This window comes from Pseudomonas alkylphenolica (genome assembly GCF_000746525.1).
GTDB classification, from domain to species: Bacteria; Pseudomonadota; Gammaproteobacteria; order Pseudomonadales; family Pseudomonadaceae; genus Aquipseudomonas; species Aquipseudomonas alkylphenolica.
The window spans coordinates 5,681,953-5,708,952 of record NZ_CP009048.1 but is presented as its reverse complement, the minus strand read 5'-3'; the positions used below and the strand labels follow the sequence as shown (position 1 = coordinate 5,708,952).

General features: G+C 61.4%; 25 protein-coding genes. 13 read left to right on the top strand and 12 right to left on the bottom strand.

The genetic code is table 11. The features are described from left to right. Positions 1–10: 10 nt before the first annotated feature. Positions 11–2,869, top strand: coding sequence for a putative bifunctional diguanylate cyclase/phosphodiesterase (locus tag PSAKL28_RS26130; protein ID WP_038616023.1), 2,859 nt, complete (start codon positions 11–13; stop codon positions 2,867–2,869). A gap of 37 nt (positions 2,870–2,906) precedes the next feature. On the opposite strand, the gene PSAKL28_RS26125 is transcribed toward PSAKL28_RS26130, so the two are convergent. Both PSAKL28_RS26125 and zwf read right to left on the bottom strand, forming a co-directional pair. Further along, complete coding sequence (locus PSAKL28_RS26125) at positions 2,907–3,230, bottom strand: hypothetical protein (RefSeq protein ID WP_038616021.1); 324 nt, start codon at positions 3,228–3,230, stop codon at positions 2,907–2,909. An 85-nt stretch (positions 3,231–3,315) separates the two neighbouring features. Beyond that, the gene (zwf, locus tag PSAKL28_RS26120) at positions 3,316–4,758 is read right to left on the bottom strand and encodes a glucose-6-phosphate dehydrogenase (protein ID WP_038617030.1); all 1,443 of its coding nucleotides are present in this window, start codon (positions 4,756–4,758) and stop codon (positions 3,316–3,318) included. A gap of 104 nt (positions 4,759–4,862) precedes the next feature. Here zwf and hexR point away from each other — a divergent pair, with 104 nt between their 5' ends. Together hexR and PSAKL28_RS27265 are read left to right on the top strand one after the other, a co-directional pair. Next, positions 4,863–5,729 (top strand): transcriptional regulator HexR, encoded by an 867-nt coding sequence (hexR, locus tag PSAKL28_RS26115; RefSeq protein ID WP_038616018.1) that lies wholly within the window; start codon positions 4,863–4,865, stop codon positions 5,727–5,729. A 200-nt stretch (positions 5,730–5,929) separates the two neighbouring features. Then, positions 5,930–6,148: a PA3496 family putative envelope integrity protein gene (locus PSAKL28_RS27265; RefSeq protein ID WP_075226612.1), complete on the top strand. Its 219-nt coding sequence runs from the start codon at positions 5,930–5,932 to the stop codon at positions 6,146–6,148. Here the strand turns inward: PSAKL28_RS27265 and PSAKL28_RS26110 are convergent. After that, entirely contained in the window at positions 6,090–7,037 is a 948-nt protein-coding gene (locus PSAKL28_RS26110) for a LysR family transcriptional regulator (RefSeq protein ID WP_167335160.1), read from the bottom strand. The two genes, PSAKL28_RS27265 and PSAKL28_RS26110, sit on opposite strands and share 59 nt — an antisense overlap. Positions 7,038–7,240: 203 nt before the next feature. Between PSAKL28_RS26110 and PSAKL28_RS26105 the strand changes: the two genes are divergently transcribed. Beyond that, on the top strand, positions 7,241–8,656 hold the full coding sequence (locus PSAKL28_RS26105) for an acetyl-CoA carboxylase biotin carboxylase subunit (RefSeq protein WP_038616013.1): 1,416 nt from the start codon (positions 7,241–7,243) through the stop codon (positions 8,654–8,656). 11 nt (positions 8,657–8,667) lie between these two features. After that, on the top strand, positions 8,668–10,476 hold the full coding sequence (gene oadA / locus PSAKL28_RS26100) for a sodium-extruding oxaloacetate decarboxylase subunit alpha (RefSeq protein ID WP_038616011.1): 1,809 nt from the start codon (positions 8,668–8,670) through the stop codon (positions 10,474–10,476). A gap of 150 nt (positions 10,477–10,626) precedes the next feature. Here oadA and PSAKL28_RS26095 read toward each other — a convergent pair whose 3' ends face one another. Genes PSAKL28_RS26095 through PSAKL28_RS26085 form a run of 3 tightly spaced genes read right to left on the bottom strand, consistent with a single transcriptional unit; the run spans position 10,627 to position 12,396 of the window. Next, a complete protein-coding gene (locus PSAKL28_RS26095) occupies positions 10,627–11,292 on the bottom strand; it encodes a GNAT family N-acetyltransferase (protein ID WP_038616009.1) in 666 nt (221 codons plus the stop codon). Positions 11,293–11,308: 16 nt separating this feature from the next. After that, complete coding sequence (locus PSAKL28_RS26090) at positions 11,309–11,755, bottom strand: GNAT family N-acetyltransferase (protein ID WP_038616006.1); 447 nt, start codon at positions 11,753–11,755, stop codon at positions 11,309–11,311. Between the two features lie 11 nt (positions 11,756–11,766). Further along, positions 11,767–12,396, bottom strand: coding sequence for an FMN-binding negative transcriptional regulator (locus PSAKL28_RS26085; protein ID WP_038616003.1), 630 nt, complete (start codon positions 12,394–12,396; stop codon positions 11,767–11,769). 90 nt (positions 12,397–12,486) lie between these two features. On the opposite strand from PSAKL28_RS26085, the gene pdxR reads away from it, so the two are divergent. Further along, positions 12,487–14,016 (top strand): MocR-like pyridoxine biosynthesis transcription factor PdxR, encoded by a 1,530-nt coding sequence (pdxR, locus tag PSAKL28_RS26080; protein WP_038616002.1) that lies wholly within the window; start codon positions 12,487–12,489, stop codon positions 14,014–14,016. A gap of 3 nt (positions 14,017–14,019) precedes the next feature. On the opposite strand, the gene PSAKL28_RS26075 is transcribed toward pdxR, so the two are convergent. The 4 genes from PSAKL28_RS26075 to aspA all read right to left on the bottom strand — a co-directional run bounded on the left by PSAKL28_RS26075 (position 14,020) and on the right by aspA (position 18,903). Further along, positions 14,020–15,051: a histone deacetylase family protein gene (locus PSAKL28_RS26075; protein WP_038616001.1), complete on the bottom strand. Its 1,032-nt coding sequence runs from the start codon at positions 15,049–15,051 to the stop codon at positions 14,020–14,022. Between the two features lie 142 nt (positions 15,052–15,193). Then, a complete protein-coding gene (locus PSAKL28_RS26070) occupies positions 15,194–16,186 on the bottom strand; it encodes an AraC family transcriptional regulator (protein WP_038616000.1) in 993 nt (330 codons plus the stop codon). Between the two features lie 58 nt (positions 16,187–16,244). Then, positions 16,245–17,237, bottom strand: coding sequence for an asparaginase (locus tag PSAKL28_RS26065; protein ID WP_038615999.1), 993 nt, complete (start codon positions 17,235–17,237; stop codon positions 16,245–16,247). A gap of 241 nt (positions 17,238–17,478) precedes the next feature. After that, complete coding sequence (gene aspA, locus PSAKL28_RS26060) at positions 17,479–18,903, bottom strand: aspartate ammonia-lyase (protein WP_038615998.1); 1,425 nt, start codon at positions 18,901–18,903, stop codon at positions 17,479–17,481. A 178-nt stretch (positions 18,904–19,081) separates the two neighbouring features. On the opposite strand from aspA, the gene PSAKL28_RS26055 reads away from it, so the two are divergent. The 5 genes from PSAKL28_RS26055 to PSAKL28_RS26035 all read left to right on the top strand — a co-directional run bounded on the left by PSAKL28_RS26055 (position 19,082) and on the right by PSAKL28_RS26035 (position 22,690). Next, on the top strand, positions 19,082–19,987 hold the full coding sequence (locus PSAKL28_RS26055; RefSeq protein WP_038615997.1) for a LysR substrate-binding domain-containing protein: 906 nt from the start codon (positions 19,082–19,084) through the stop codon (positions 19,985–19,987). A gap of 201 nt (positions 19,988–20,188) precedes the next feature. Then, the gene (gene purE / locus PSAKL28_RS26050) at positions 20,189–20,680 is read left to right on the top strand and encodes a 5-(carboxyamino)imidazole ribonucleotide mutase (protein WP_038615995.1); all 492 of its coding nucleotides are present in this window, start codon (positions 20,189–20,191) and stop codon (positions 20,678–20,680) included. A 10-nt stretch (positions 20,681–20,690) separates the two neighbouring features. Beyond that, entirely contained in the window at positions 20,691–21,773 is a 1,083-nt protein-coding gene (locus PSAKL28_RS26045) for a 5-(carboxyamino)imidazole ribonucleotide synthase (protein ID WP_038615994.1), read from the top strand. A 93-nt stretch (positions 21,774–21,866) separates the two neighbouring features. Further along, a complete protein-coding gene (locus PSAKL28_RS26040; protein ID WP_038615993.1) occupies positions 21,867–22,112 on the top strand; it encodes a GlsB/YeaQ/YmgE family stress response membrane protein in 246 nt (81 codons plus the stop codon). A 44-nt stretch (positions 22,113–22,156) separates the two neighbouring features. Then, positions 22,157–22,690, top strand: a complete 534-nt coding sequence (locus tag PSAKL28_RS26035; protein WP_038615991.1) for a DUF3299 domain-containing protein — start codon at positions 22,157–22,159, stop codon at positions 22,688–22,690. A 102-nt stretch (positions 22,691–22,792) separates the two neighbouring features. Here PSAKL28_RS26035 and PSAKL28_RS26030 read toward each other — a convergent pair whose 3' ends face one another. Continuing rightward, entirely contained in the window at positions 22,793–23,689 is an 897-nt protein-coding gene (locus PSAKL28_RS26030; protein WP_038615988.1) for a D-hexose-6-phosphate mutarotase, read from the bottom strand. A gap of 72 nt (positions 23,690–23,761) precedes the next feature. Then, positions 23,762–24,163: an acyl-CoA thioesterase gene (locus tag PSAKL28_RS26025; protein ID WP_009402429.1), complete on the bottom strand. Its 402-nt coding sequence runs from the start codon at positions 24,161–24,163 to the stop codon at positions 23,762–23,764. A gap of 372 nt (positions 24,164–24,535) precedes the next feature. Between PSAKL28_RS26025 and PSAKL28_RS26020 the strand changes: the two genes are divergently transcribed. Both PSAKL28_RS26020 and PSAKL28_RS26015 read left to right on the top strand, forming a co-directional pair. Beyond that, the gene (locus PSAKL28_RS26020; protein WP_038615985.1) at positions 24,536–25,825 is read left to right on the top strand and encodes an MFS transporter; all 1,290 of its coding nucleotides are present in this window, start codon (positions 24,536–24,538) and stop codon (positions 25,823–25,825) included. A 161-nt stretch (positions 25,826–25,986) separates the two neighbouring features. After that, positions 25,987–26,985, top strand: coding sequence for a phosphate ABC transporter substrate-binding protein PstS (locus tag PSAKL28_RS26015; RefSeq protein ID WP_038615983.1), 999 nt, complete (start codon positions 25,987–25,989; stop codon positions 26,983–26,985). The last annotated feature ends 15 nt before the right edge of the window (positions 26,986–27,000 follow it).

Below are 27,000 nucleotides of genomic sequence, written 5' to 3'. Positions count from 1 at the left end.
AACACTGCCTATGACATCTGGTTCCGGCTCCGTCGGCGTACCTCTGGGGACGCGCGGGAGTATTCGTAAGCAATTCGCTACGCAACTGGCCGTAGAGCGCACCCGCCTGCTCTATCAAGGCTCGTTGCTGCCCACCCTGTTCATGCTGCTCAACGGTTTGGTCTGTGCCTGGTTGCTCTGGAGCCCGGCGCGCTACCTGCAGGTCAGCGTCTGGGTGGTCTGGTTAATGGCGCTGGTGGCCCTGCGGGTTATCCAGGTGGCCGCGTTTGATTCGGCCATGCCCGATCGCCAGGCTCAGCCGACCTGGTGGCGCATGTTTTTGCTGGGCTCGGCGTTCAGTGGCCTGACCCTGGCCAGCGCCGCGATTGCCCTGGTCCCTGTGGATAACTTTGTGCAGCAGGCCTGGGTGTTTGGCCTGCTGGGGGCGGCGACGCTGTCTGCCAGTATTGCCTATGCCGTCAGCCTGCCGGCTTTCCTCAGCTTCACCTTGCCTTGTCTGCTGCCGCCGATCGCCTTCTTGTTCTGGAGTGGTGACGAACAGCATCGAGGCTGGGGCTGGCTTGGCCTGATTTTGTTGGGGGCCTTGCTGGTGGTGGCCTGGCAGGTCAATCGACTGATCGAAGTTGGGCTACTCAAACGTTTTCAGAACCAGGCCTTGATTGAACACCTGCAGACCGCCCAGCGTCACAGCGAGCAGCTCAATCAGGCGCTGGCCGGCGAAGTTGAGCAGCGGCGCCTGATCGAGGAGCAATTGCGTGAGGCTCAGGTCGGCCTGGAATCCCGAGTTGATCAAGCCAACCATGCGCTAAGCAAAAGCGAACAGCGCCTGGCCCTGGCTCTGGAGGCCAGTGAGTTGGGTTTGTGGGACTGGAACCTGGAGACCGATGAGGTCCACCATACCCAGCTACGCGAATTGTTCGGCCTGGAACCGGCCCAGGTACGCAGCGTGCGCAATGACCTCAAGCCACGCCTGCATCCAGACGATTTACCGCTGTTGCGCCGGACACTGGTCGAGCACCTCAAAGGGCGCAGCGAGGATTACCGGGTCGAGTACCGGGTGCGCCACAGCCAGGGGCATTGGTGCTGGATCGAAGACCGCGGCCGGGCGGTCGAGCACGGCGCCAATGGCAAGGTCGTGCGCATGCTTGGCACGCGCCGCGATGTTTCTGCGCAGAAGGCTCAGGAGGAACAGCAACGTCTGGCAGCCACGGTATTCGAGGCGGCCAGCGAAGGCATTGCCATTCTTGACCCGGATTTCGTGCTGCTGGCGGTCAATCAGGCGTACTGCGAAGTCACCGGCTATTCCCGTGAAGAACTGCTCTCACGCAACGCCCTGGAGCTGCCCAGCAGCCGTGATGCGCGACGGCACAGCCTGGCCATTGAACAGGCTCTGGATCAGCAGGGGCGCTGGCAGGGGGAGTTGGTTGAAGCACGCAAGAATGGCGATTTGTATCCGCAATGGCTGCAACTGAACGGGGTCCGTGATGCCCGTGGCACTATCAGCAATATTGTCGGCTTCTATACCGACCTGTCGGCCCGCCGTGAGTCGGAGGAGCGCCTGCGCTACCTGGCGCATTACGACGAGCTGACCGGGTTGGCCAACCGCGCGCTGTTCCGCTTGCGCCTGCACGATGCCGGGCAGCGGGTAAGGCTTAACGGCCGCAGCCTGGCATTGCTGCACATCGACCTGGACCGCTTCAAGTTGCTCAATGAAAGCCTCGGGCATGAGCTGGCTGACCAACTGTTGAAAAAGATGGCCCAACGCATCGCCAACGCCGTGCCGGAGGCCGATACCGTGGCGCGTTTGTCCGGCGATGAGTTTGCCGTGCTGTTCGATGGCTACAACAACCTGTCCAGCCTGGTACGGGTGACCACGCGCCTGCTGGACAAACTGCGGGTACCGCAGCGTCTGGATGGCCATGAAGTGGTGATCAGTGCTTCGGTAGGCATCAGCTTGTTGTCCGATGCCACCTTTGACCTGGGCGCGCTGGTCAGCCAGGCCGACATGGCCAAGCAGCATGCCAAGCATCTGGGCGGCGACAGCTTTCAGTTCTACACCGAGAACCTGCGTGCCAGCACCCTTGAGCGTCTGCAACTGGAGAACCACTTGCGCAAGGCCATCGAGGAGCGGCAGTTGCTGGTCTACTACCAGCCCAAGCTGTGCCTGCGTCAGGGGCGCTTGCTGGCGGCCGAAGCGTTGGTGCGCTGGCAGCATCCGCAATGGGGCATGGTCCCACCCAGTGAATTCATCGGCCTGGCCGAAGAGACCGGAATGATCGCGCCCATTGGTGAGTTCGTTCTGCGCCAGGCCTGCTGGCAGGCTTGCGAATGGCAGCGCCAGGGGCTGGCGCCGATCCGTGTTTCGGTGAATCTGTCGGTGTATCAATTGCGTCAGGGCAAGCTGGTCAGCCTGGTGCGCCAGGTCCTGGAGGAGAGCGGCCTGGCCCCGCACCTGCTGGAGCTGGAGCTGACCGAGAGCCAGTTACTCGACAGCGTCGAGCACATCATCACCACCTTTCAGCAGCTGCATGAACTCGGGGTCAAGCTGGCGATCGACGATTTCGGCACGGGCTATTCATCGCTCAGCTACCTCAAGCGTTTCCCGGTGGACTACGTCAAGATCGACCAGGCTTTTATTCGTGGCCTACACGAAGGCAGCGAAGACGCCGCGATCACCCGGGCGATCATTGCCATGGCCAAGAGCCTGGATCTGAAAGTGGTTGCCGAGGGCGTGGAAACCCCGGAGCAGTTGGCGTTGCTGCGCGAGCAGGGGTGTGACGAAGTGCAGGGTTACCTGATCAGCAAGCCGGTGGATGCCAGTGCATTCGGTGCGCTGCTGGAGCGTAGCATGACTCGCCTTATCAGCTAGCAGGCCGTGCTTGAACACAGGCCTGCTGCTGGACACGTCAGTTGGTGGTGATGATCTCGTCGACGATGGCCAGAATCTCACCCTCATGTAGCACCCTCACGCAAGGGATGTAGCTGTGATCGCCAGACATCTCGAAGCAGACTTCTTTGTCGGTCTGTACCTGGGTAAAGATGCCTTCTTCCTGTACCAGCTCCAGCTTCAGGTTCAACGCTAAGGATCGGTCCTGAAGATCGGGCTTTACCAATACGGGGGTGATGCCAGGGTGGGCGACCGTGACGGTGCCGCGCACGCGGAAACTTCCCCCGCCGATGCCTGGCATCAGGTCGTTTTGAATGGTCCAGTCCTTGGTTGCGATGGTCATGCCTTGATTCCTCGATGATGGGTTGCAACACATGTTGCAAGCCCATCTTCTGGTTATCGAGGTGCTCAATGGAGCAGGAAGGTTTTCAGTCGTGCCAGGCGCTACCTTGGCGCGCCAGCAGGCTATGGGCTTGCTCCGGGCCGTTGGAACCGGCCGGGTAGGGCCTGGGCGCCTGGAAGTGTTCCTGCCAGCCGTTAAGGATCGGATCGATCCAGGCCCAGGCCGCTTCGACCTCGTCACGGCGCATGAACAGCGTCGAGTCGCCTTCGAGTACATCCAGCAGCAGGCGCTCATAGGCGTCCCAGCGCCGGGTCTGGCCGAATACCTGAGCAAGGTTCAGGTTCAGCTCGACGGGCTCCAGGCGCATCCCCTTGCCGGGCGTCTTGGTCATCATCTGCAGGCTGATGCGCTCGTCTGGCTGCAGCTGGATCAGCAGCTGGTTGGCCTGATCGCCCTCGAACAGGCGATGGGGTACGGGCTTGAACTGGATGACGATCTGCGACGAGCGTTTGGCCAGGCGCTTGCCGGTGCGCAGATAGAAGGGCACACCCGCCCAGCGCCAATTGTCGATATGCGCTTCAACGGCGACGAAGGTCTCGGTATCGCTGTCGTTGTCGACATCTTTCTCGAAATAGTAGGCAGGGACTTCCTGGCCGCCGATCTTGCCGGCGCTGTACTGACCGCGCACGGTTTTGTCCTGCACGTCCTGGCCGTCGATGGGTTTGAGGGCCTTGAGGATTTTCACCTTCTCGTCGCGCACCGCTTCCGCCTCGAATTGCGCGGGCGGCTCCATCGCCACCAGACAGAGCAGTTGCAGCAGGTGGTTCTGCAGCATGTCGCGGGTCGCCCCGGCGCGGTCGTAGTAAGCGCCGCGGTTCTCTACGCCGAGGCTTTCACAGACGCTGATCTGTACATGATCGATCTGGTTGTTGCGCCACACCGGTTCCAGCAGGGCATTGGCAAAGCGCAAGGCCATGAGATTCTGCACGGTTTCCTTACCCAGGTAGTGGTCGATGCGAAACACCTGCGACTCGTCGAACACTGCGCCGATGGCCTGGTTGATCGCAGTAGCCGATTCCAGTGAATGACCGATGGGTTTTTCCAGGACAATGCGTGCTTCGCTTTCGGCCAGGCCGGCAACTTTCAGGTGGTTGGCGATGGGCACGAACAGATTCGGTGCGGTCGCCAGGTAGTAGACGCGGGTCAGCCCGCCCGGTTCGCCGAGAAAGCGCGCCAGGCGACCGAAGTCGGCACTTTGCGCGGCATCCATGGCGAAGTAGTCCAGACGTGCGCAGAAACGCGCCCAGACATCCTCGTCGAAGTCGTTGCGGGCAATCTGCGCCCGGCAGCGGCGTTCGGCGAGCTTGAGATACTCACTGCGCGGCAGGTTGCGCCGGGCCAGGGCAATGATGCGCACGGCGATGTGCAGGCGGCCCTCGCGATACAGGTGATAGAGCGCCGGAAGCAGTTTATGCAGGGCCAGATCACCGGTGCCGCCGAACACCATAATGTCGCAAGGGATAGTCAATACCACCACTCTCCTGGTTCGTTTAGCTGGGCGGGTCGCCGGTCATGTAGTATAACTACAAGAAAGCTACAACCCGGTCAGTCGATCATAACCGAGTCCTGCCCTTGAATCTGTTGCAACACATCGCCCAGTCGCGCCATCTGTTACGCAAATCGGAACTCAAAGTTGCCGATCACGTACTGCTGGATCCCGCAGCCGTCATGCACAGCTCCATGGCCGATCTTGCCCACAGCGTTGGTATCAGCGAGCCGACCATCGTGCGCTTTTGCCGAGCCATCGGTTGTTCCGGGTTCCAGGACCTCAAGCTCAAGCTGGCCCAGAGCTTGGCGGCCGGTGCCAGCTTTGGCCAGTTCGCCATTCATGAAGACGACTCGGTCGCCGATTACAGCCTGAAGATTTTCGACACCACCCTGCATACCCTGATGGAAGTGCGCGAGCACCTCGACCCTCAGGCCCTGCAGCGTGCGGTTTCGGCCATGGCCCAGGCCCAGCGCGTCGAGTTCTATGGTTTTGGCGCGTCCGGCGCAGTGGCGGCTGACGCCCAGCACAAGTTCTTCCGTCTGCTGCTCACGGCGGCGGCGTATTCCGACCCGCATATGCAGGCAATGTCGGCGGTGACCCTGAAGCCGGGTGATGTGGCCATCTGCATTTCCCAGTCAGGGCGTTCCAAGGACCTGCTGATCACCGCCAACCTGGTGCGTGAAAGCGGTGCCACCCTGATTACCCTGTGCCCGAGCCAGACCCCATTGGCCGAGCTGTCGACCGTGAATCTGGCGATCGACGTACACGAAGACACGGAAATCTACACCCCGCTGACCTCGCGTATTGCCCACCTGGTGGTGATCGATGTGCTCGCCATGGGCGTGGCCATGGCGCGTGGTCCGAGCCTGGTCAATCACCTCAAGAGCGTCAAACGCAGCTTGCGCAGCCTGCGCCTGTCGCCCAAGTCGATCAAGGCGATGGACGACTGATACAGCCCTGGCTGCACCTATGTATGGCTGTGGGAGCGGGCTTGCCCCGCGATTGCGGTCTTTCAGCCACATCGCATCGCGGGGCAAGCCCGCTCCCACAGGGATGTCTGTCCTTTCATCGATTTGTCATTGGCACGCCGCCAAATCGTAACGCCGCGTAGTCAGGCTGAAACTCCCGCACTCGATCAGGGAGATATGCAATGGCTCGTGAACTCGATGGCTCGTATCAACCCAACGCCAAGTCCCGCAAGCAGCAGGAGAAAGATCAGCGCCGCATGGAGTACCGCCGCGCGATCGAAAGCTACTCCGAACAACGCCGCCTGCTCCAGGAAATCGCCGATTACCCCGAGTTGCAAGCCATCAGCGTATGGCAGGTATCGGCGGCAAACTCCCCGAAAAACGCTCAACAAGCCCGCTGATTTGCGTTCGTTCGCTACGGATGAATGCAAGAAAGGCCAAAGCCACCGGCGACTGCCGCTTGGCCTTGGCCTGTACCACGCACCAGCTGCGGTACAGCGGCAGTTCTTCGACCGGTAGCTCGCGCAGCATCCCGGTAGCCAGTTCCAGGTTCAGCGCATGCCGGGTCAGCAGGGCAATGCCCAGGCCGGCAATCACACATTCGCGCTGGGCATCGGCCGAGGCGACCTCAAGGGTCTGGGTGAAGTGCACGCGCTTGTCCTTGAAGTACTCCTCGCAGGCCTTGCGGGTACCCGAACCTTGTTCGCGAACCAGCAGGGTGTGCGGTTCAAGATCTTGCAAGCGCAGCTTTTCCAGCTTGCACAAGGGATGATCCGGCGGTGCCACGGCGACAATCGGATTGTTGAGAAACGGCAGGAATTCCAGGCCCATGTCCTGGGGCACCATGGACATGATGATCAGGTCGTCACGGTTGTCCGAGAGGCGACGGATGGCCTGGGCCCGGTTGACCACGGTAAGGGTAAGATTGACTTCAGGGTGCAGGCGCTTGAAGGCGGCAAACAGATGCGGGACGAAGTATTTGGCACTGGATTCCACTGCCAGCTTCAGCTGCCCTTGCAACGAGCCCTGCATGTCGGAGAGCTGCATGTCGAGGCTTTCCAGGCGGCCGAAGATGTCCCGGCTGGCGCGCTGCAGGGCTTCGGCAGCCTCGGTCAGGTAGAGTTTTTTGCCGACGTACTCGAACAGCGGCTGACCCACCAGTTCTTCGAGCTGGCGGATCTGTAGACTAACGGCGGGTTGCGTGAGGTTCATCTCCTCGGCCGCGCGGCTGTAGGAACGCAAATCACAGACCTCATTGAAGATCTGCAACTGACGCAATGTCATACGCATCAATGACTTACGCATTTTTTCCACATCCCGGCAAAACCTTGTAACAGCACTATAAGCTTTTGCTAATGCACGCCCTAATAAATATTGATTTTTGTTTATCCAGAGACAGCGCTAGGGTAAAGATGCGACTGGCCAGCGACGATTGGTCACGCGCCGACCGGCGGTGCCGGCTCGTTTGTTCTAGCGGCCTTGGGAATACTCCAGTGATAAAAAAAATCCTGATCGCCAACAGGGGTGAAATCGCAGTTCGGATCGTGCGTGCCTGCGCCGAGATGGGCATTCGCTCCGTGGCGATCTACTCCGACGCCGACCGCCATGCCTTGCACGTCAAGCGTGCAGACGAGGCCCACAGCATTGGTGCCGAGCCCCTGGCCGGCTACCTGAACCCGCGCAAGCTGGTGAACCTGGCCGTGGAAACCGGTTGTGATGCGCTGCATCCCGGTTATGGTTTTCTGTCGGAGAACGCTGAACTTGCGGACATCTGCGCTGAACGTGGGATCAAGTTCATTGGTCCGGCAGCTGAAGTCATTCGCCGCATGGGCGACAAGACCGAAGCCCGGCGCAGCATGATCAAAGCCGGTGTGCCGGTGACTCCGGGCACCGAAGGCAATGTTGCCGACATTCACGAGGCGCTTGAGGACGGTGACCGCATCGGTTACCCGGTGATGCTCAAGGCCACCTCCGGTGGTGGCGGCCGCGGTATTCGTCGCTGCAACAGCCGCGAGGAGCTGGAACAGGCATTCCCGCGAGTCATTTCCGAAGCGACCAAGGCCTTTGGTTCGGCGGAAGTGTTCCTGGAAAAATGCATCGTCAACCCGAAACACATCGAGGCGCAGATCCTCGGTGACAGCTTCGGCAACGTTGTGCACCTGTTCGAGCGCGATTGCTCGATCCAGCGCCGCAACCAGAAACTGATCGAAATCGCCCCAAGCCCGCAACTGACCCCTGAACAGCGCGCCTATATCGGCGACCTGTCGGTGCGTGCAGCCAAAGCGGTGGGCTACGAGAACGCCGGTACCGTGGAGTTCCTGCTCGCCGATGGCGAGGTGTACTTCATGGAGATGAACACCCGGGTGCAGGTGGAACACACCATCACCGAAGAAATCACCGGTATCGACATCGTTCGCGAGCAGATCCGTATTGCTTCCGGCCTGCCGCTGTCGGTGAAGCAGGAAGACATCCAGCACCGCGGCTTTGCCCTGCAGTTCCGGATCAATGCTGAAGATCCGAAGAACAACTTCCTGCCCAGCTTCGGCAAGATCACCCGTTACTACGCACCCGGCGGCCCTGGCGTGCGGACCGACACGGCGATCTATACCGGTTACACCATCCCACCGTTCTACGACTCGATGTGTCTGAAACTGGTGGTCTGGGCGCTGACCTGGGAAGAAGCCATGGACCGCGGCCTGCGGGCTCTGGACGACATGCGCGTGCAAGGGGTGAAGACCACTGCCGCCTACTACCAGGAAATCCTGCGCAATCCGGAATTCCGCAGCGGTCAGTTCAATACCAGCTTCGTTGAAAGCCATCCGGAACTGACCAACTACTCGATCAAGCGCAAACCCGAAGAGCTGGCCCTGGCCATCGCTGCCGCCATTGCCGCCCACGCAGGCCTGTGAGGAATCCCATAATGTCCAAGAAAATCTTTGTAACCGACACAATCCTGCGCGACGCCCACCAGTCCCTGCTGGCCACCCGCATGCGTACCGAAGACATGCTGCCGATCTGCGACAAGCTCGACAAAGTCGGCTACTGGTCGCTGGAAGTCTGGGGCGGCGCGACCTTCGACGCCTGCGTGCGCTTCCTCAAGGAAGACCCGTGGGAGCGTCTGCGCAAACTGCGCGCAGCGCTGCCTAACACCCGCCTGCAGATGCTCCTGCGCGGCCAGAACCTGCTCGGCTACCGCCACTACAGCGACGATGTGGTCAAAGCCTTCGTGGCCAAGGCCGCGGTCAACGGTATCGACGTGTTCCGCATCTTCGATGCCATGAACGACGTGCGTAACCTGCGCGTGGCCATTGAAGCGGTCAAGGCTGCCGGCAAGCACGCCCAGGGCACCATTGCCTACACCACCAGCCCGGTGCACACCATCGACGCTTTCGTGGCTCAGGCCAAACAGATGGAAGCCATGGGTTGCGACTCGGTGGCGATCAAGGACATGGCCGGCCTGCTGACCCCATTCGCCACCGGCGAGCTGGTCAAGGCGCTGAAGGCTGAGCAATCGCTGCCGGTGTTTGTGCACTCCCACGACACCGCCGGCCTGGCCGCCATGTGCCAGCTCAAGGCCATCGAGAACGGCGCTGATCACATCGACACCGCGATCTCCAGCTTTGCCTGGGGTACCAGCCATCCGGGTACCGAGTCGATGGTTGCAGCGCTCAAGGGCAGCGAGTTCGACACCGGCCTGGACCTGGAACTGCTGCAGGAAATCGGCCTGTACTTCTACGCCGTGCGCAAGAAGTACCACCAGTTCGAAAGCGAGTTCACTTCCGTGGATACCCGCGTGCAAGTGAACCAGGTACCGGGCGGGATGATTTCCAACCTGGCCAACCAGCTCAAGGAGCAAGGCGCGCTCAACCGCATGAACGAAGTGCTGGCCGAGATCCCGCGCGTGCGTGAAGACCTCGGCTTCCCGCCGCTGGTGACCCCGACCTCGCAGATCGTCGGCACTCAGGCGTTCTTCAACGTCCTCGCCGGCGAGCGCTACAAAACCATCACCAACGAGGTGAAGCTGTACCTGCAAGGCGGTTACGGCAAGGCGCCGGGCGTGGTCGACGAGAACCTGCGTCGTCAGGCCATCGGTAGCGAAGAAGTCATCGACGTGCGCCCGGCCGACCTGCTCAAGCCGGAAATGACCAAGCTGCGTGCCGATATCGGCAACCTGGCCAAGTCCGAAGAAGACGTACTGACCTTCGCCATGTTCCCGGATATCGGGCGCAAGTTCCTCGAAGAGCGCGAAGCCGGCACCCTGACCCCTGAAGTGCTGCTGCCGATTCCGGAAGCTGGCAAGGTGGCCTCGGCTGGCGGCGAAGGCGTGCCGACCGAGTTCGTCATCGACGTCCACGGCGAAACCTACCGCGTCGACATCACCGGTGTCGGCGTCAAGTCCGAAGGCAAGCGTCACTTCTACCTGTCTATCGACGGCATGCCGGAAGAAGTGGTGTTCGAACCGCTCAACGAATTCGTCGGCGGTGGCAGCAGCAAGCGCAAGCAGGCCAGTGCACCGGGCCACGTCAGCACCACCATGCCGGGCAACATCGTCGATGTGCTGGTCAAGGAAGGTGACATGGTCAAGGCCGGCCAGCCGGTGCTGATCACCGAAGCCATGAAAATGGAAACCGAAGTCCAGGCGGACATCGCCGGCAAGGTCACCGCCATTCATGTAGCCAAGGGCGACCGGGTCAACCCGGGCGAGATCCTGATCGAGATCGAGGGCTGACTTTCAGGCCTTCATCTACAAGCGGTTAACCTCTGGGGAGCAAATGCTCCCCTTTTTTTGCGCTCTGTAGGAGCGGATTCATCCGCGAAGGACTGCATAGCAGTCCCGGGTTTGGGGCCGCGCTGCGCCCCTTCGCGGATAAATCCGCTCCTACCGGCACGCTTCGAGGGTTTGCACCTGGCCGCCAGGCATTTGGTTATCGCTGCTCAGCCAGCGCTCAAACCCCGCCGCAATCGCCGGCCATTCATCATCGATAATCGAGAACCAGGCGGTATCGCGATTTCTGTCCTTGATCACCATATGCTTGCGAAACACCCCTTCGAAGTGGAAGCCGAAGCGTTCGGCTGCACGTTTGGAGCGGGCGTTGTCGTTGTTGCACTTCCACTCCAGGCGGCGGTTGCCCAGTTCGAACGCCAACTTGCCCAGCAAGTAGACCGCCTCGGTGCCTTTGGGCGTACGCTGCATAGCGGCGCCAAAGGCAATATGGCCGATCTCGATACGGCCCTGCTCGGGCACGATCGACATCAGGCTGAGGATGCCCTGGGTCTGGCCGCTGGCGCTGTCGATGACGCTGTAGAACAACGGATCGCTGCTGGCCGCGTTGCTGTCGAGCCAGTGGTCGAAGTCTTCACGCTCGGTGAACGGCCCGTAGGCCAGGTAATCCCAGAGTTTCGGGTCGGCGTCGGGGCCCTGGAACACCTGCCAGAGGTCTTCGCGGTCACGACGCGGATCGAGCTTTTCCAGGCGAATGAAGCGCCCGACCAGGGTTTTCGGTTGCGGGCGTTTTGCCGGGTGCCAGTTCAACGATGCATTCATGTAAAGGCTCCAGGGCTTACAGCGGTTTGCGAAACTGGATGAAGCCGGGCCGCTCGGCGACCTGCTCGTACAGGCTGATGGCGGTGGCGTTGGTTTCATGAGTCAACCAGTGAACCTTGGCGCAACCTGCTTCCTTCGCCGTAGCGTAGACGTATTCGATCAACTGGCGGCCGACACCCAGGCCACGTTGCTCACTCTGAACATAGAGATCCTGCAGGTAGCAAGAGTTCTCAATGCTCCAGTTCGAGCGATGGTAGATCCAGTGGACCATGCCTACCGCTTTGCCGTCGACCCAGGCCAGCGCGGCATTGGTCGGCTCATTCGGGTCGAGCATGCGCTGCCAGGCCACGGCGGTCACCTCGTCGCCAATACGGGTCTCGTAGAAGCGTTGGTAGGCCTGCCACAGGGGCAGCCAGGCGCTGTGGTCATCGGCAGTAACCGGGCGGATCGTAACGATAGGCATGAGAGAGTCCTTCAAGAGTGGCGCATCACTGCGGCCAGTTGGTTGTCCAGGGGATCGCTGCTGTTGGCCAGACTCGTACGCACACCTTCGATATCGATGGCCGAACGGTTCTGGCTGAGTTTGCGGGTGCCTTGCAGGCGCTCGATGGGCAGGGCAAAGCCGACAATCGCCTTGAGCATTCCAGTCATGTAGTCGGCGGGCGCTTCATCCACCGACCACGGCTTGGCTTGAGTCTGCTCATGGTGGTCGCTCAGGCGCCGGACGATGTCCAGTAGATGCTCGGCATCGTGGTAAACCTCGGCTTTACCCCAGGCGTGTACGGCCAGGTAGTTCCAGGTTGGTACGGTGCGCGGATCCTCGGCCTTGCTCGGATAGTAGCCGGCACTGACATAGGCGTCGGGCCCAGAAAACACCACCAGGGCTTCGGCACCGTTTTCCAGCGCTTGCCATTGCCGGTTGGCGCGGGCGAAGTGGCCGTAGAGGGTGCCGTTGCTGCCTTGGCTGCGATCCAGCAGCAGCGGCAGGTGGCTGGCCTGCAGGCCTTGTTCGCCCTGGGTAACCAGCACGGCCAGGCGGGTCTGCTCAATCTGCCGGTGCAGCTGGCTGAGGTCGGTTTCCTTGTAGCTCGAAGGTGTGAACATGAGGATTGTCCTTGGCGAATGGTTCAATCCTAGGCAGGCTATTGGTCTATGGTAAGAGCCATTTCCAGCTAATTTGATAGGTCCATTGTCATGAGCGTGCGTCCTTTCGCGTTGCCGTTCGACCCTACGGGTATCGTCCTTGACCGGCGCCAGGGGTTGAGCCGACAGCTTTACCAGGCGCTGCGCCTGCGCGTGCTGGATGGCCGTTTGAGCAGCGGCACGCGCTTGCCGGCCAGCCGTGACATGGCCGCAGCATTGGCACTGTCGCGCAACAGCGTGGTGCGTGCCTACGACCAGCTGTATGCCGAAGGCTTTATCGAGAGCCGGGTTGGCGACGGCACCTATGTGAGTCAGCTGCCAAAACTATCCACAAAAGTATCCACAGGGTTATCCCTGGGTTTTTCCACAGAGTTATCCACAAAAACGCCGGAAGATACTGAGATTATATCCAGTAATGTTATCCACAATGGCCCCTTGGAACGGCTGGAAAAGCACCATTTACCCGCGCCGAAAAGCGGTCCGCCGCGGGCGTTTCGTGTCGGATTACCGGCGCTCGATCTGTTTCCGTTCGACGTCTGGGCCAAGCTGCAGGCCGGATTCTGGCGCAATCCGGATCCTGCCGCTTTGGGCTACGGCGATCCGGCGGGGGAGACCGAGCTGCGTGAGCTGATTGCCACCTATTTGCGTCGATCACGCGGGCTTTCCTGCACGGCTGAACAAATTGTGATCACCAGTGGTGCGCAGCAGGCGATAAGCCTTTGTGCACAGTTGCTGCTGGAGTCGGGTGACGTGGTGGCTGTGGAAAACCCCGGCTATCGTGCCGCCGGTAATGCCTTCGCCCTGACCGGTGCGCAAGTGCGCGGTATTGCTGTCGACAACGAAGGGCTGGACTGCGCTGCACTCTATGACGTGGCGTATTGCCGCCTGAGTTATGTGACCCCCTCGCACCAGTATCCCACCGGGGTCACCATGAGCCTGGCCCGGCGCCTGGAACTGCTGGACTGGGCGCAGCGCAAGGACGCCTGGATCATCGAGGACGATTACGACGGCGAGTACCGCTACAGCGGGGCGCCGTTGGCCCCGCTGGCGGCGCTGGATCGTAGCGGGCGGGTGTTGTATGTCGGCACGTTCGGCAAGATAGCCTTTCCCGCGTTGCGCCTGGGTTATCTGGTGCTGCCGCAACAGCTGGTGCAAGCCTTCTCCTGGTGCCGGGCGCTGGCGGTCAGGCATTCGGAGGTCGGCACGCAGGCGGTGATGGCGCAGTTCATGGCCCAGGGGCATTTTCAGCGGCACATTCGCCGGGTGCGGCGCGCTGCGCTGAGCCGGCGCAATGCATTGCAAGCAGGCTGGCCTGTGGATATCTCCGGCCTCGGGGTGATGCCCGAGGTGGCGGCGGGATTACACGTGAAGATTGATGTCGAAAGTCATGCCCGCGAGCAGCAGCTGATCGCCCAGGCCGAAGCCGTCGGCGTCGAACTCAATGCCCTGAGCGATTACTGGTTGCCTGATTCGCTTACCCCTGTGGATAACCGCGCAGGGCTGGTGCTGGGCTTCGCCGCGGTGGACGAAGCGAAGATTGCCGACGCCCTGGCACGCTTGCGGCGTGCCTGGCGTGGTTGACGATCATCGAACCGCTTCGAAACCTTCAAGTACGTTTACGGCATTGATGCCGATCTCTTCGACCGCATAACCGCCTTCCATGACGAACAGGGTCGGTTTGCCGAGGCGGGCAATACGCTCGCCCATCTTCAGGTAATCAGGGCAGTCCAGTTTGAACTGGGAGATCGGATCGTCCTTGAAGGTATCGACGCCGAGCGACACCACCACCACGTCCGGTGCATAGGCGGCGATACGCTCGCAAGCCTGATCCAGGGCGTTGCTCCAGGTTGCCCAGTCACTGCCTGCGGGCAGCGGGTAGTTGACGTTGTAGCCCAGGCCTTCGCCTTCGCCCTGTTCGTCGGCATAGCCGAGGAAGAACGGGAACTCGGCTTGTGGATCGCCATGAATCGAGGCGAAGAACACGTCGCTGCGCTGGTAGAAAATTTCCTGGGTGCCGTTGCCATGGTGGTAATCCACATCAAGGATCGCGACTTTACGCTGGCCCTGGTCGAGGAATGCCTGGGCTGCAATAGCGGCATTGTTCAGGTAGCAGTAGCCGCCCATGACATCGCTGGCGGCGTGGTGTCCCGGTGGACGGCACAGGGCAAAGGCACTGCGGGCACCGGCTTGCACGGCGGCCTGGGCGGTGAGTGCGACCTGCGCTGCGCTGTAGGCAGCCTGCCAGGTCCCGGCGGTGATAGGCGCGCCGGCGTCGAAGCTGTAATAGCCCAGTTCTCCATGCAGGCCTTTGGGTTTGATGCTGCGCAAGGTGCGCGCAGGCCAGGTGAAGGGCAGCAGGTCGCCATCGTGGCCGAGGCTGGCCCAGCGCTGCCAGGCGCCCTCGAAGAAGTTCAGGTAATCGGCGCTGTGCACGCGCAACAGCGGTGCCCGGCCAAAATCTGCAGGGCCTTGTACCGGGCCCAGTTCACGGGTCTTGACCCGTTCCAGCACATGGTCGGCACGTGAAGGCATTTCGAAGCAGGGCATCAGCTGTCCGTCGATCAACTCGCAGCGGCCGTGATGAAGGTGATGGTCATCGGAATAGATTGTCAGCATTTGTTGTTCTCCGGGGTCACTGGCATGGGTCCATTGTTGATGGATCGGCCCCGGTGCAGAACGGCGGAAACGGCCAAAAGGGGATCGATATGGCCAGCCTGGCTGTCCGGATATCGCCCCCACGCGGCGAGCTGAGCGCCTGTCAGGCGCGGAAATGGCTTGGCGCTACGCCGCTCCAGCGTAGAAATGCATGGCGGAAACTGGCGGTTTCGCTGAAGCCCAGCGCTTCGGCAATTTGATAGATCGGCAGCTGGTCTTCGGCCAGCAGCTGTTTGGCTCGCTCGAATCGTAGCTCGTCGAGCAACTGCTGGTAGCTGCTGCCCAGCTCCTGCAGATGCCGGCGCAGGGTGCGTGATGAGCAGTTCATCTGTTTTGCCAGGCCTTCCAGTCCGGGTGCGGCATCCAGCTGATCGAGCAACAACTGACGGATGCGCCCCAGCCACGCCTGGCGACCGGTGAACTCCAGGTTCTGCCGGCGGCAGCGTTCGCTCATGGCCCGGTGAGTGATCTGGTCGGCCAATGGCAAGGGCATATCCAGCCAGCGGCGCTCGAAGGCAAAGGCGTTGTCGCTGGCCTCGAAGTGCAGTGGGCAGTTGAAGGTTTCAGCGTACAGCGCCTGGTAATCGGGAGCGGCGTGGACAAAGCGCGACGCCAGCAGCGGCAGCGATTGCCCGAGCAGGTCATCACAGATGACTTTCAACGAGGTCAGGCAGAACTCGGCGTTGAACGCCGCCAGGTGAGGGTCTTCGCGATAATTGCTGGCGCTGAACCAGATACGCTCGCCGTCGTCGATCAGGCGCAGCTGGAAAAGTGTTCCCAGCAGCGCCGGATATTGCATGGCCAGGCGCAAAGCGTCACCTAAGGTGGCACTGGAGAGCAGGGCGTAACCGAGCATGCCGTAGCAGGAAACATGCATGCGCCGACCCAGTTCCAGGCCCACTTCACGGCGCCGCGCCACGGCGTTGGCGCACACCAGCAACTCCTGGCGGGTGGTGATGCGCGAATCGGCGCGGCCCAGGTCGGCCGGGCTGATGCCGCTACCGTCGAGCAGCGCCGCAGCGTCTACGTCGTCATCCTTGAAGGCCTGTAGCACCAGCGACACGGCGTTGAGGGTGGTGAGGTGTGAGTGGAGCATGTCTGGCTTCCTGCTGAAGGGCTACCTGCAAGCGAGCAATATGCGTGCCTTGCCGGGGTCAGCGCAGTTCGCCACACAGGTCGAGCTCGATCAGGCGGCGTACATCTGCCATCGGCAAGCCGGCGCCGAGCAGCAGTTGCAACTTGCCGAACGCCGCTTCGCGGGTCATCCCGCCCCCCGACAACACCCCGGTCTGACGCAGGCGGCTGCCGGCTTCGTACACATTCAGCTCGACCCCGCCTTCATGGCACTGGGTGATTGCCAGCACCACGACCCCGCGCGCTTGCGCTTGCGCCAGGGCATCGAGAAAGTCCGTATTGTCAGCCGGTCCGGTACCGCTGCCGAAGCATTCCAGGATCAAGCCCTGCGCACCGCTGTCGAGCGCCGCGTGCAACAGCGCGGCGCCGAAGCCTGGTACCAGCGGCAGGACGGCGACCGTGGCGGTTTGTTTGGGCTGCCGATAGTCGAGTTCAGTTGGCAAAGGCTGCACTGTGGCGGCACCACCGAAGCGCTTGAGCGTGACGAACGGGTGCCGGCCAAAGCTGCGCACCTTGGCGGTGCGGTTGGGTTCGAGCAGTTCGCCATGAAAATACAGCTGCACACCTGCAGCGACCCCTTGGGCCAGCGCCAGCAGGGCGCCGACCAGGTTTTCCCAGGCATCGCTGTCGGCAACCCCGGCCGGCAGCATGGAGCCGGTGAACAGCACAGGTGCTTGCAGGCCGAGGAGCTGAAAGCTCATGGCGGCGGCGCTGTAGGCGAGGGTATCGGTACCGTGCAGGATCAGTACGGCATCGCAGCCTTGCGCATCGACGGCCTCGATCACCGCCGCGCGCAGGCGCTGCCAGTACTCGGGCGTCATGTTGGCGCTGTCGATCAGTGGCTGCATTTCGCGGAACTGCCAGTGCGGGATATCGGCACGTCCGGCCAGTTGCTCACGCATCCGCTGCTCGAAACCCGGAGCCGGGGCCAGGCCGTTGGCGCTGGCCTGCATGCCGATGGTGCCACCGGTATACAGCACCATGATGTTGCGAGCGGGGTGTGCGGTTGTCATGGGCCTGTCTCCGTGGTCGGCTTGTCTTTAGCTGCCCACAGTACGCCATGCCATCAATGATGTGCCACCTGTTGTAGGAGCGGGCTTGCCCCGCGATGCGATGTGGCTGACAGCCCGCAATCGCGGGGCAAGCCCGCTCTCACATCAGGCATAAAAAAAGGGCCCGGGGAATGATCCCTGGGCCCTCAAAAGGTGAGAGGTGTCTAGTCCCTCGACCTGGTGAGCGGTGTTACAGCATCGGTTACGCCTTCAGCGGCACCAGACGCGGAGCAATCATGTTTTCCGGACGCAGGATGTCGTTGAGCATCTCTTCGTCCAGCAGGCCTTCCTCGCGGACCAGTTCCAGCACACCACGGCCGCTTTCCAGGGCGATGGCAGCGATACGGGTGGCGTTTTCGTAGCCGATGTACGGGTTCAGGGCGGTGACCAGGCCGATCGAGTGTTCGACCAGTTCACGGCAGCGCTGTTCGTTGGCGGTGATGCCGACGATGCAGTGCTCGCGCAGCATGTCCATGGCGCGTTGCAGCAGGCGGATCGAATCGAAGATCTTGTAGGCGATCAGCGGTTCCATCACGTTCAGTTGCAGCTGGCCGCCTTCGGCAGCGACAGTCAGGGCCAGGTCGTTGCCCATGATGGCGAAGGCCACCTGGTTAACGGCTTCCGGGATTACCGGGTTGACCTTGCCTGGCATGATCGAGCTGCCTGGCTGACGCGCTGGCAGGTTGATCTCGTTGATACCGGTACGCGGGCCGCTGGACAGCAGGCGCAGGTCGTTGCAGATCTTCGACAGCTTGACCGCGGTACGCTTGAGCATGCCCGAGAACAGGACGAAGGCGCCCATGTCCGAGGTGGCTTCGATCAGGTCGGCAGCCGGTACCAGCGGCTGGCCGCTGATGGTTGCCAGGCGCTGGACGGCCAGCATCTGGTAGCCCGGGTCGGCGTTGATGCCGGTACCGATGGCGGTACCGCCCAGGTTGATTTCGGTCAGCAGCTCTGGCGCCAGGGAACGCAGACGGTTGAGGTCTTCGGTCATGGTGGTGGCGAAGGCACGGAATTCCTGGCCCAGGGTCATCGGCACGGCGTCCTGCAGCTGGGTGCGGCCCATCTTCAGTACGTGGTCGAATTCCTTGCCTTTGGCGGCGAAGGCCTGAATCAGGCTGTCGAGGCTGGCCAGCAGCGCATCGTGACCGAGCAGCAGACCCAGACGGATCGCAGTCGGGTAGGCGTCGTTGGTCGACTGCGCCATGTTCACGTCGTTGTTCGGGTGCAGGTACTTGTACTCGCCCTTCTGGTGACCCATGGCCTCCAGCGCAATGTTGGCGATGACTTCGTTGGCGTTCATGTTGGTAGAAGTACCAGCACCGCCTTGAATCATGTCGACCACGAACTGCTCGTGGTAGTCACCGCGGATCAGACGGGCGCAAGCCTCGCTGATGGCGGCGTGCTTGGCATCGCTCAGGTGACCCAGCTCACGGTTGGCGTCGGCAGCCGCCTGCTTGACCATCGCCAGGGCGACAACCAGCTTGGGGTAGTGCGACAGCGGAACACCGGAGAGGTGGAAGTTGTTGGCAGCGCGCAGGGTCTGGATGCCGTAGTAGGCATCAGCTGGGACTTCAAGGGTGCCAAGCAGGTCTTTTTCGACGCGGAACGATGCAGCAGCGGACATGATAAATATCATCTCGTGTTAGGCCCGGCACATGCCGGAATGGCGCCAATCCTAGGCCTGCGCCGATTTTGCGGCCAATGCTGTTGCACGCTAACCTATGCACAAACGGCATAATGGTTGATGTGACGCCAACCGACATTCGAGCGTGTGCCATTTTGGTGCATGCCTGGAGAGACAGATGAACCTCGAAAGCAAATGGCTGGAAGACTTCAGTGCCCTGGCGGCGACCCGTAGCTTTTCCCAGGCGGCCGAGCGCCGCTTTGTGACCCAGCCGGCCTTCAGCCGCCGTATTCGCAGCCTTGAGGCCGCGCTGGGGCTGACCCTGGTCAACCGCTCGCGCACGCCGATCGAACTGACGGCGGCCGGCCAATTGTTCCTGGTGACGGCGCGCACCGTGGTCGATCAGTTGGGCGAAGTGTTGCGCCATCTGCATCATCTGGAAGGCGGGCAGGGCGAGGTGATTCAGGTGTCGGCCGCTCACTCCCTGGCGCTGGGGTTCTTCCCGCGCTGGATCGCCCAGTTGCGCAACGATGGCCTGAACATCGCCACGCGGCTGGTGGCCACCAACGTTGGCGACGCGGTGCACGCCCTGCGTGAAGGCGGTTGCGACTTGATGCTGGCGTTCTACGACCCGGATGCCGCGCTGCAGATGGACGCGGAAATCTTCCCGTCGCTGCATATGGGCAACACCGAAATGCTCCCGGTGTGCGCCGCCGACGCTGAAGGCAAGCCGTTGTTCGATCTCGAAGGTGACGGCAGTGTGCCGTTGCTGGCCTATAGCGCCGGGGCGTTTCTCGGCCGCTCGGTCAATCTGCTGCTGCGCCAGCGCAATCTGCGTTTTACCACGGTGTACGAGACGGCCATGGCCGACAGCCTCAAGAGCATGGCGCTGGAAGGCCTGGGCATCGCCTGGGTGCCGCGGCTGTCGGCGCGCGCCGAGCTTGAGCGGGGTGAGCTGGTGATCTGTGGCGGCAGCCAGTGGCACGTGCCGCTGGAAATTCGTCTGTACCGCTGTGCGCTGGTGCGCAAAGCCAACGTACGCTTGCTCTGGCGCAAGCTGGAGGGCGGGCCGGCGACAGCTTGACTCAAAAGTCAGCCAAAGCCCCGAAAAATAAGGCCGACAGTTGGTCGTCAGGGTGCATTAAACGCACTGCTTTGCGGTATACTGCGCGGCCTTCGGTCGGCTTCCCCCGACCCTAATTCGTATAACAAGCCACGCCGGTTGTCCCGCGTGGCTTGTTGTTTTTTGACGCGCCTGCGGGCGCCCAAGAGAAGAGGCTCGACGATGAGTGCACTGGTTGGCGTGATCATGGGCTCCAAGTCCGATTGGTCCACCCTTAGCCACACCGCCGATATGCTGGAAAAACTCGGCATTCCCTACGAGGTCAAGGTGGTTTCCGCCCACCGCACCCCGGACTTGCTGTTCCAGTATGCCGAAGAGGCTGAAGGCCGTGGCATTGAGGTGATCATCGCCGGAGCCGGTGGCGCTGCCCACTTGCCAGGCATGTGTGCGGCCAAGACCCACCTGCCTGTTCTGGGCGTACCGGTGCAGTCGTCGATGCTCTCCGGTGTCGATTCGCTGCTGTCGATCGTACAGATGCCAGCCGGTATTCCGGTTGCCACCCTGGCCATCGGCAAGGCCGGTGCGATCAACGCCGCGCTGCTCTCGGCGAGCATCCTCGGGGCCAAGCACCCGCAGTTCCACACGGTGCTGAAGCAGTTCCGCGCTGAGCAGACAGACAACGTTCTGGACAATCCAGATCCGCGCCAGGCCTGAGGTCAAAAGCATGAAAATCGGTGTAATCGGTGGCGGCCAGTTGGGTCGCATGTTGGCCCTGGCAGGAACGCCGCTGGGCATGAACTTCGCCTTCCTCGACCCGGCTCCGGACGCTTGCGCCGCGCCACTGGGCGAGCACCTGCGTGCCGATTACGGCGACCAGGATCACCTGCGCCAGTTGGCCGACGAAGTCGATCTGGTCACCTTCGAGTTCGAAAGCGTCCCGGCTGAAACCGTGGCCTTCCTGTCGCAGTTCGTTCCGGTCTACCCGAGTGCCGAATCGCTGCGCATCGCCCGCGATCGCTGGTTCGAAAAGAGCATGTTCAAGGACCTGGGCATTCCGACCCCGTCGTTCGCCGACATCCAGTCGCAAGCCGACCTGGATGCTGCGGTGGCCAGCATCGGCCTGCCGGCTGTGCTCAAGACCCGCACCCTGGGTTATGACGGTAAAGGCCAGAAAGTGCTGCGAACTGCCGAGGATGTTGTAGGCACCTTCGCCGAACTCGGCAGCGTGCCATGCCTGCTGGAAGGCTTCGTGCCGTTCACCGGTGAAGTCTCGTTGATCGCCGTGCGTGCCCGTGATGGCGAAACCCGTTTCTACCCGTTGGTGCACAACACCCACGAGAACGGCATCCTGCGCCTGTCGGTCGCCAGTGAAGACCACATGCTGCAGAACCTGGCCGAGGACTACGCCGGTCGCGTGCTCAAGCAGCTCGACTATGTCGGCGTGCTGGCCTTCGAGTTCTTTGAAGTCGACGGTGGCCTGAAGGCCAACGAGATCGCCCCACGGGTGCACAACTCCGGGCATTGGACCATCGAAGGCGCCGAGTGCAGCCAGTTCGAAAACCACCTGCGCGCCGTGGCCGGCCTGCCGCTGGGTTCGACCGCCAAGGTCGGCGAAAGCGCCATGCTCAACTTCATCGGCGAAGTGCCGGCGGTCGACAAGGTGGTTGCCATCGACGAATGCCACCTGCATCACTACGGCAAGGCCTTCAAGGTCGGGCGCAAGGTTGGTCATGCCACCCTGCGTTGTGACGACATGGCCACCCTGGAACAGAAGATCCAGCAGGTCGAAGCCCTGATCCAGGGCTGAAGGGAACCTTCCTTCTTCGCGATCCCTCTGATGGCGGGATGCCAAAGCGCTGACTAGGCTTTGGCATGCGCCATTTCACTCAGAGGGATTGCCATGGGTATCATCGGAACCATCTTCATCGGCCTGATCGTCGGCCTGCTGGCACGCTTCATCAAGCCCGGCGACGACAGCATGGGCTGGATCATGACCATTCTCCTCGGCATTGCCGGTTCGCTCGCAGCGACCTACGGCGGCCAGGCGCTGGGCATCTACCGGGCCGGCGAGGGCACAGGTTTTCTCGGTGCGCTGGTGGGCGCGGTCGTCCTTCTGGTGATCTACGGTATGGTCAAAAAGAACTGACAGCAGGCTAGAATGCTCGGCAATTTCCGTTGCCGAGCATTCTCATGCGCCGTGTATTACTGCTTTCACTGTTGCTCATCAGCAGCCTGGCCCGCGCTGAACTGGCGGAAACAGACTGGCTGGAGCTGATGCCCAAGTCGGACCAGAAAGCCCTTGAGCTGATGCCCGAGATCGACCACAACACCCCGGAAGCCACGGGTACCTTCACCGAGAAGGGTGGCATGAAGCAGGCCAAAGGCTTGCCGGCGGTGATGTATTCGAACAAAACCGTCGCTGCCATGAACGGCAAGCAGATCCGTTTGGGTGGCTATCCGGTGCCGCTGGAAACCGATGCCAAGGGCAACAGCACGCTGTTTTTCCTCGTGCCCTATCCGGGTGCCTGCATCCACGTACCGCCACCGCCACCCAATCAGTTGGTGCTGGTGCGTTATCCCAAAGGTTTGAAGCTCGACGATATCTATACGCCGTTGTGGGTCAACGGCACGTTGAAGATCGAGAAAGTCAGCAATGATCTGGCCGACGCCGCCTATGCCATGGATGCGGCCAAGGTGCGGGTAGTGGAAGACGCCGATCTTTGAATGATCGCGGGGCAAGCCCGCTCCCACTGGCCTCTGAACTGATCCCTAAGGTTGAATGGTGCAGTTCTCCCTGTGGGAGCGGGCTTGCCCCGCGATAGCGGCCTAGAGCGGTTCGCTGCCGATAGTCAGGCTCAGCGAATGCGTTGCCCCAGGTGCCAGCGTCACCACATCGTCCCAGACGTTCGCAGTCTCGATACACAGCATGCGCTGCCAGCCATCATCGGCCATGTCCGGCAGTTCGGCCGCGCGCGCGATCCACGGGTTCCAGATCACCGCCGAGCGTGAACCGCTGCTGTTCAGGCAAATGCGCCGGTTCCAGTTCGGGTCGACAATGCTCAACTGCTCAGGCGTCTGCAGGTAGATGCGATCAGTCTCACCGGCAAAACCAAGATCGCCTTGTTGCGTGCGTTGTTCCCAGTCAGCCAGGGTTTCGATGTAGCTCAGGCCATCAACGCCTTCTACCACCACCTCACGCACATCGCTGACTGCAAAGTAGCTGTGCAGTGCCTGGCTGATGGTGACCGGGACGTTGTCGAGGTTGTAGCTGGAGAGCGTGATAGTCAGCTGTTTGCCCATGACGATGCTCAGCTTGAGCTCGACATTATGCGGCCAGTCGGGGAGTTCGCTCTGGGTTTCGGGCAAGGTGAATTCAACCCGGACACTGTCGCCGCTGCCTTCGATGCCCAGCAGTTGCCAGTCGCGACCACGCACCAGGCCATGGGCCGGTGCGTCTTCACCGCGGTACATGGCCTGCACAGCTGCGGGATTGCGCTTGAGGTTGCCAAACCAGGGCCAGCACACCGGGACCCCGGCGCGCACGGATTTGCCCTGCTTGAAGATGGCCTGCTCGCTGAGCCACAGCAAAGGCGGCTCGCCGATCCGCTGATAACTCAGGACCTGCGCGCCCTGCTGGGCTACCAGCAGTTCGGCAGAGTCGCTGGTGATGCGCCAGCAATTGAGCTCGCCGTGCTGTTCGGATTCGACCTTGGGTGTGGACATGCGCTTGATCTCGTTGGTTTGCCGTACGGTTTTCGACCGCTTGCATACCTTCGAGTTTACCGCGCAGGCGTGTCAGCGACGAGGAGGAACCGAACGGGTGCGGCCGCTGCCATCAATGGCAACGAACACGAACACAGCCTCGGTGACCTTGCGCCATTCGCTGGACAGCGGATCGTCGCTCCACACCTCGACCATCATCTGGATCGAGCTGCGGCCGATTTCCAGGGTCTGGGTATAAAAGGACAACTGCGCGCCAACGGCCACAGGGACCAGGAAGGCCATACGGTCGATGGCCACGGTTGCCACCCGGCCACCGGCGACACGACTGGCCATGGCGGTGCCGGCCAGGTCCATCTGCGCGACTAGCCAGCCGCCGAAAATGTCGCCGAAACCGTTGGTTTCACGCGGTAATGCAGTGATCTGCAAGGCCAGGTCGCCTTGCGGGATAGGATCTTCTTGTTCGAGTTCAATCATGCCGGGGGTGCCTCTGACCCGTGACGCTTCGTTGGTTGGCGCTATGACAGACGCCTCGAAAAACGATTCAGCACAACTATTCTACGCTGCTTTCGCTTTGCCAGGCGGCGAAGGGAAACTCTGCGAAACCGACTAAGCATATCTAGCGGCGTTTTCGCACAACATCCTTCAGAAGACGCAACCTTTCCTACAGGCGGCCAGTATATAGAGCGAAAAGCGCAGCGACGACCATGCAGTCATGAATAGTTGTATTGAATATGTACTGCTATGTGCTTTTTTCGGCAATTTGCTATGGTTTGGGGCTTCCCAGGCCGTAACCCGCGTCACAGGCGGCCTGCAGTATCAATAAAGCAATACCAATAAGAGATACCTATGACCTCCGTGCCCGGCAGTATCGCGCAGCCTTCGCGGCCGCTCACCCGCAGTGACTACAAAACTCTGTCGCTTTCCGCCCTGGGCGGTGCGCTGGAGTTCTACGATTTCATCATTTTCGTGTTCTTCGCCACCGTGGTCGGCAAGCTGTTCTTTCCCGCCGACATGCCGGAATGGCTACGGTTGATGCAAACGTTTGGTATTTTCGCCGCCGGCTACCTGGCGCGGCCGCTGGGCGGGATCGTCATGGCCCACTTTGGCGACCTGCTGGGACGCAAGAAGATGTTCACCCTGAGCATCTTCATGATGGCCGTGCCGACCCTGATCATGGGCCTGCTGCCGACCTACGCCCAGATCGGCATGTGGGCACCGATCCTGCTGTTGCTGATGCGGGTGATCCAGGGCGCGGCGATTGGCGGAGAGGTGCCGGGCGCCTGGGTGTTTGTTTCCGAGCATGTGCCGGCACGCAACACCGGCTACGCCTGTGGCACCCTGACGGCCGGGCTGACCTCCGGGATCTTGCTCGGCTCGCTGGTGGCAACCTTGATCAACAGCATCTACAGCCCGCAGGAAGTTGCCGACTACGCCTGGCGTATTCCTTTCCTGCTGGGTGGGGTGTTCGGCTTCTTCGCTGTGTACTTGCGCCGCTGGCTGCACGAAACCCCGGTGTTTGCCGAGATGCAGGCGCGCAAGGCGCTGGCTGAAGAAGTCCCCCTGCGCGCGGTGTTGCGTGACCACCGTGGCGCCATCGTCATCTCGATGTTGCTGACCTGGCTGCTGTCGGCCGGCATCGTGGTGGTGATCCTGATGACTCCGGCCCTGCTGCAGAGCCTGTATCAGGTCAGCCCGACCGATTCGCTGAAGGCCAACAGCCTGGCCATCGTCCTGCTCAGCTTTGGTTGCATCGCCACGGGCGCGCTGGCTGATCGCCTTGGAGCAGGTCGGGTGTTCATCGTCGGCAGCCTGTTGTTGCTGGCGTCGTCCTGGACCTTCTACCACAGCCTGCCAACCCACCCTGAATGGATGTTCCCGCTGTATGCCCTGACTGGCCTGTGCGTGGGTATTGTCGGTGCGGTGCCGTATGTCATGGTCAAGGCGTTCCCGCCGGTGGTGCGTTTCAGCGGTTTGTCCTTTTCCTACAACCTGGCCTACGCAATCTTCGGTGGTCTGACGCCGATGGTGGTCACCGCACTGCTCAAGTTCAGCCCGATGGCACCGGCCTACTACGTCGCTGGCATCTGCACCATTGGTCTGCTGGTGGGTATCTATCTGCTGGCGAAAAAACGCTGAAACCGCTCTAAGCCAACCCTCGCAACATTTTGAAAAGGCCATCCCCGGATTTCGGTGATGGCCTTTCATCTAATTGTCACATTCGGTTCATAGAGTAGTCATGCGGCCTGCAGATACTTGGGCCCGATCCATCTCAACCCAAATTCTGCTAGGAGCAAGGCATGAAACTGAAGCGTTTGATGGCGGCCCTGACTTTCGTCGCCGCTGGCGTTGCCACCGCCAATGCGGTGGCCGCTGTTGACCCTGCTATTCCGACCTACACCAAGACCACCGGTGTGTCGGGCAACCTCTCCAGCGTCGGTTCCGATACCCTGGCGAACCTTATGACTCTGTGGGCTGAGGCCTACAAGAAGGAATACCCGAACGTAAACATCCAGATTCAGGCTGCCGGTTCCTCCACCGCGCCACCGGCGCTGACCGAAGGCACCGCCAACCTCGGCCCGATGAGCCGCAAGATGAAGGACGTCGAGCTGCAGGCGTTCGAACAGAAGTACGGCTACAAGCCAACCGCCATCCCGGTTGCCGTCGACGCCCTGGCCGTATTCGTGCACAAGGACAACCCGATCAAAGGCCTGACCATGGCCCAGGTCGATGCGATCTTCTCCTCGACCCGTCTGTGCGGCGCCAAAGCCGATGTGAAAACCTGGGGTGATCTGGGTGTGACCGGCGACCTGGCCAACAAGCCGGTGCAACTGTTCGGTCGTAACTCGGTATCCGGCACCTACGGCTACTTCAAGGAAGAAGCCCTGTGCAAAGGTGACTTCAAGCCTAACGTCAACGAACAACCTGGCTCGGCTTCGGTCGTGCAGTCGATCAGCAGCTCGCTGAACGGCATCGGTTACTCGGGCATCGGCTACAAGACCGCCAGCGTCAAGACCGTACCTCTGGCCAAGAAGGAAGGTGGCGCATTCGTTGAAGACAACGAAGCCAACGCCCTGAACGGCACCTACCCGCTGTCGCGTTTCCTCTACGTCTACGTCAACAAGGCGCCGAACAAGCCTCTGGCCCCGCTGGAAGCCGAGTTCGTCAAACTGGTTCTGTCGCAAGCAGGCCAGCAGGTTGTCGTGAAGGACGGTTACATCCCGCTGCCTGCCAAAGTGGCTGAAAAAGCCCTGGCAGACCTGGGTCTGAACCACAACGGCAACGTTGCAAAGAAGTAACTGAAGGTTCGGCGG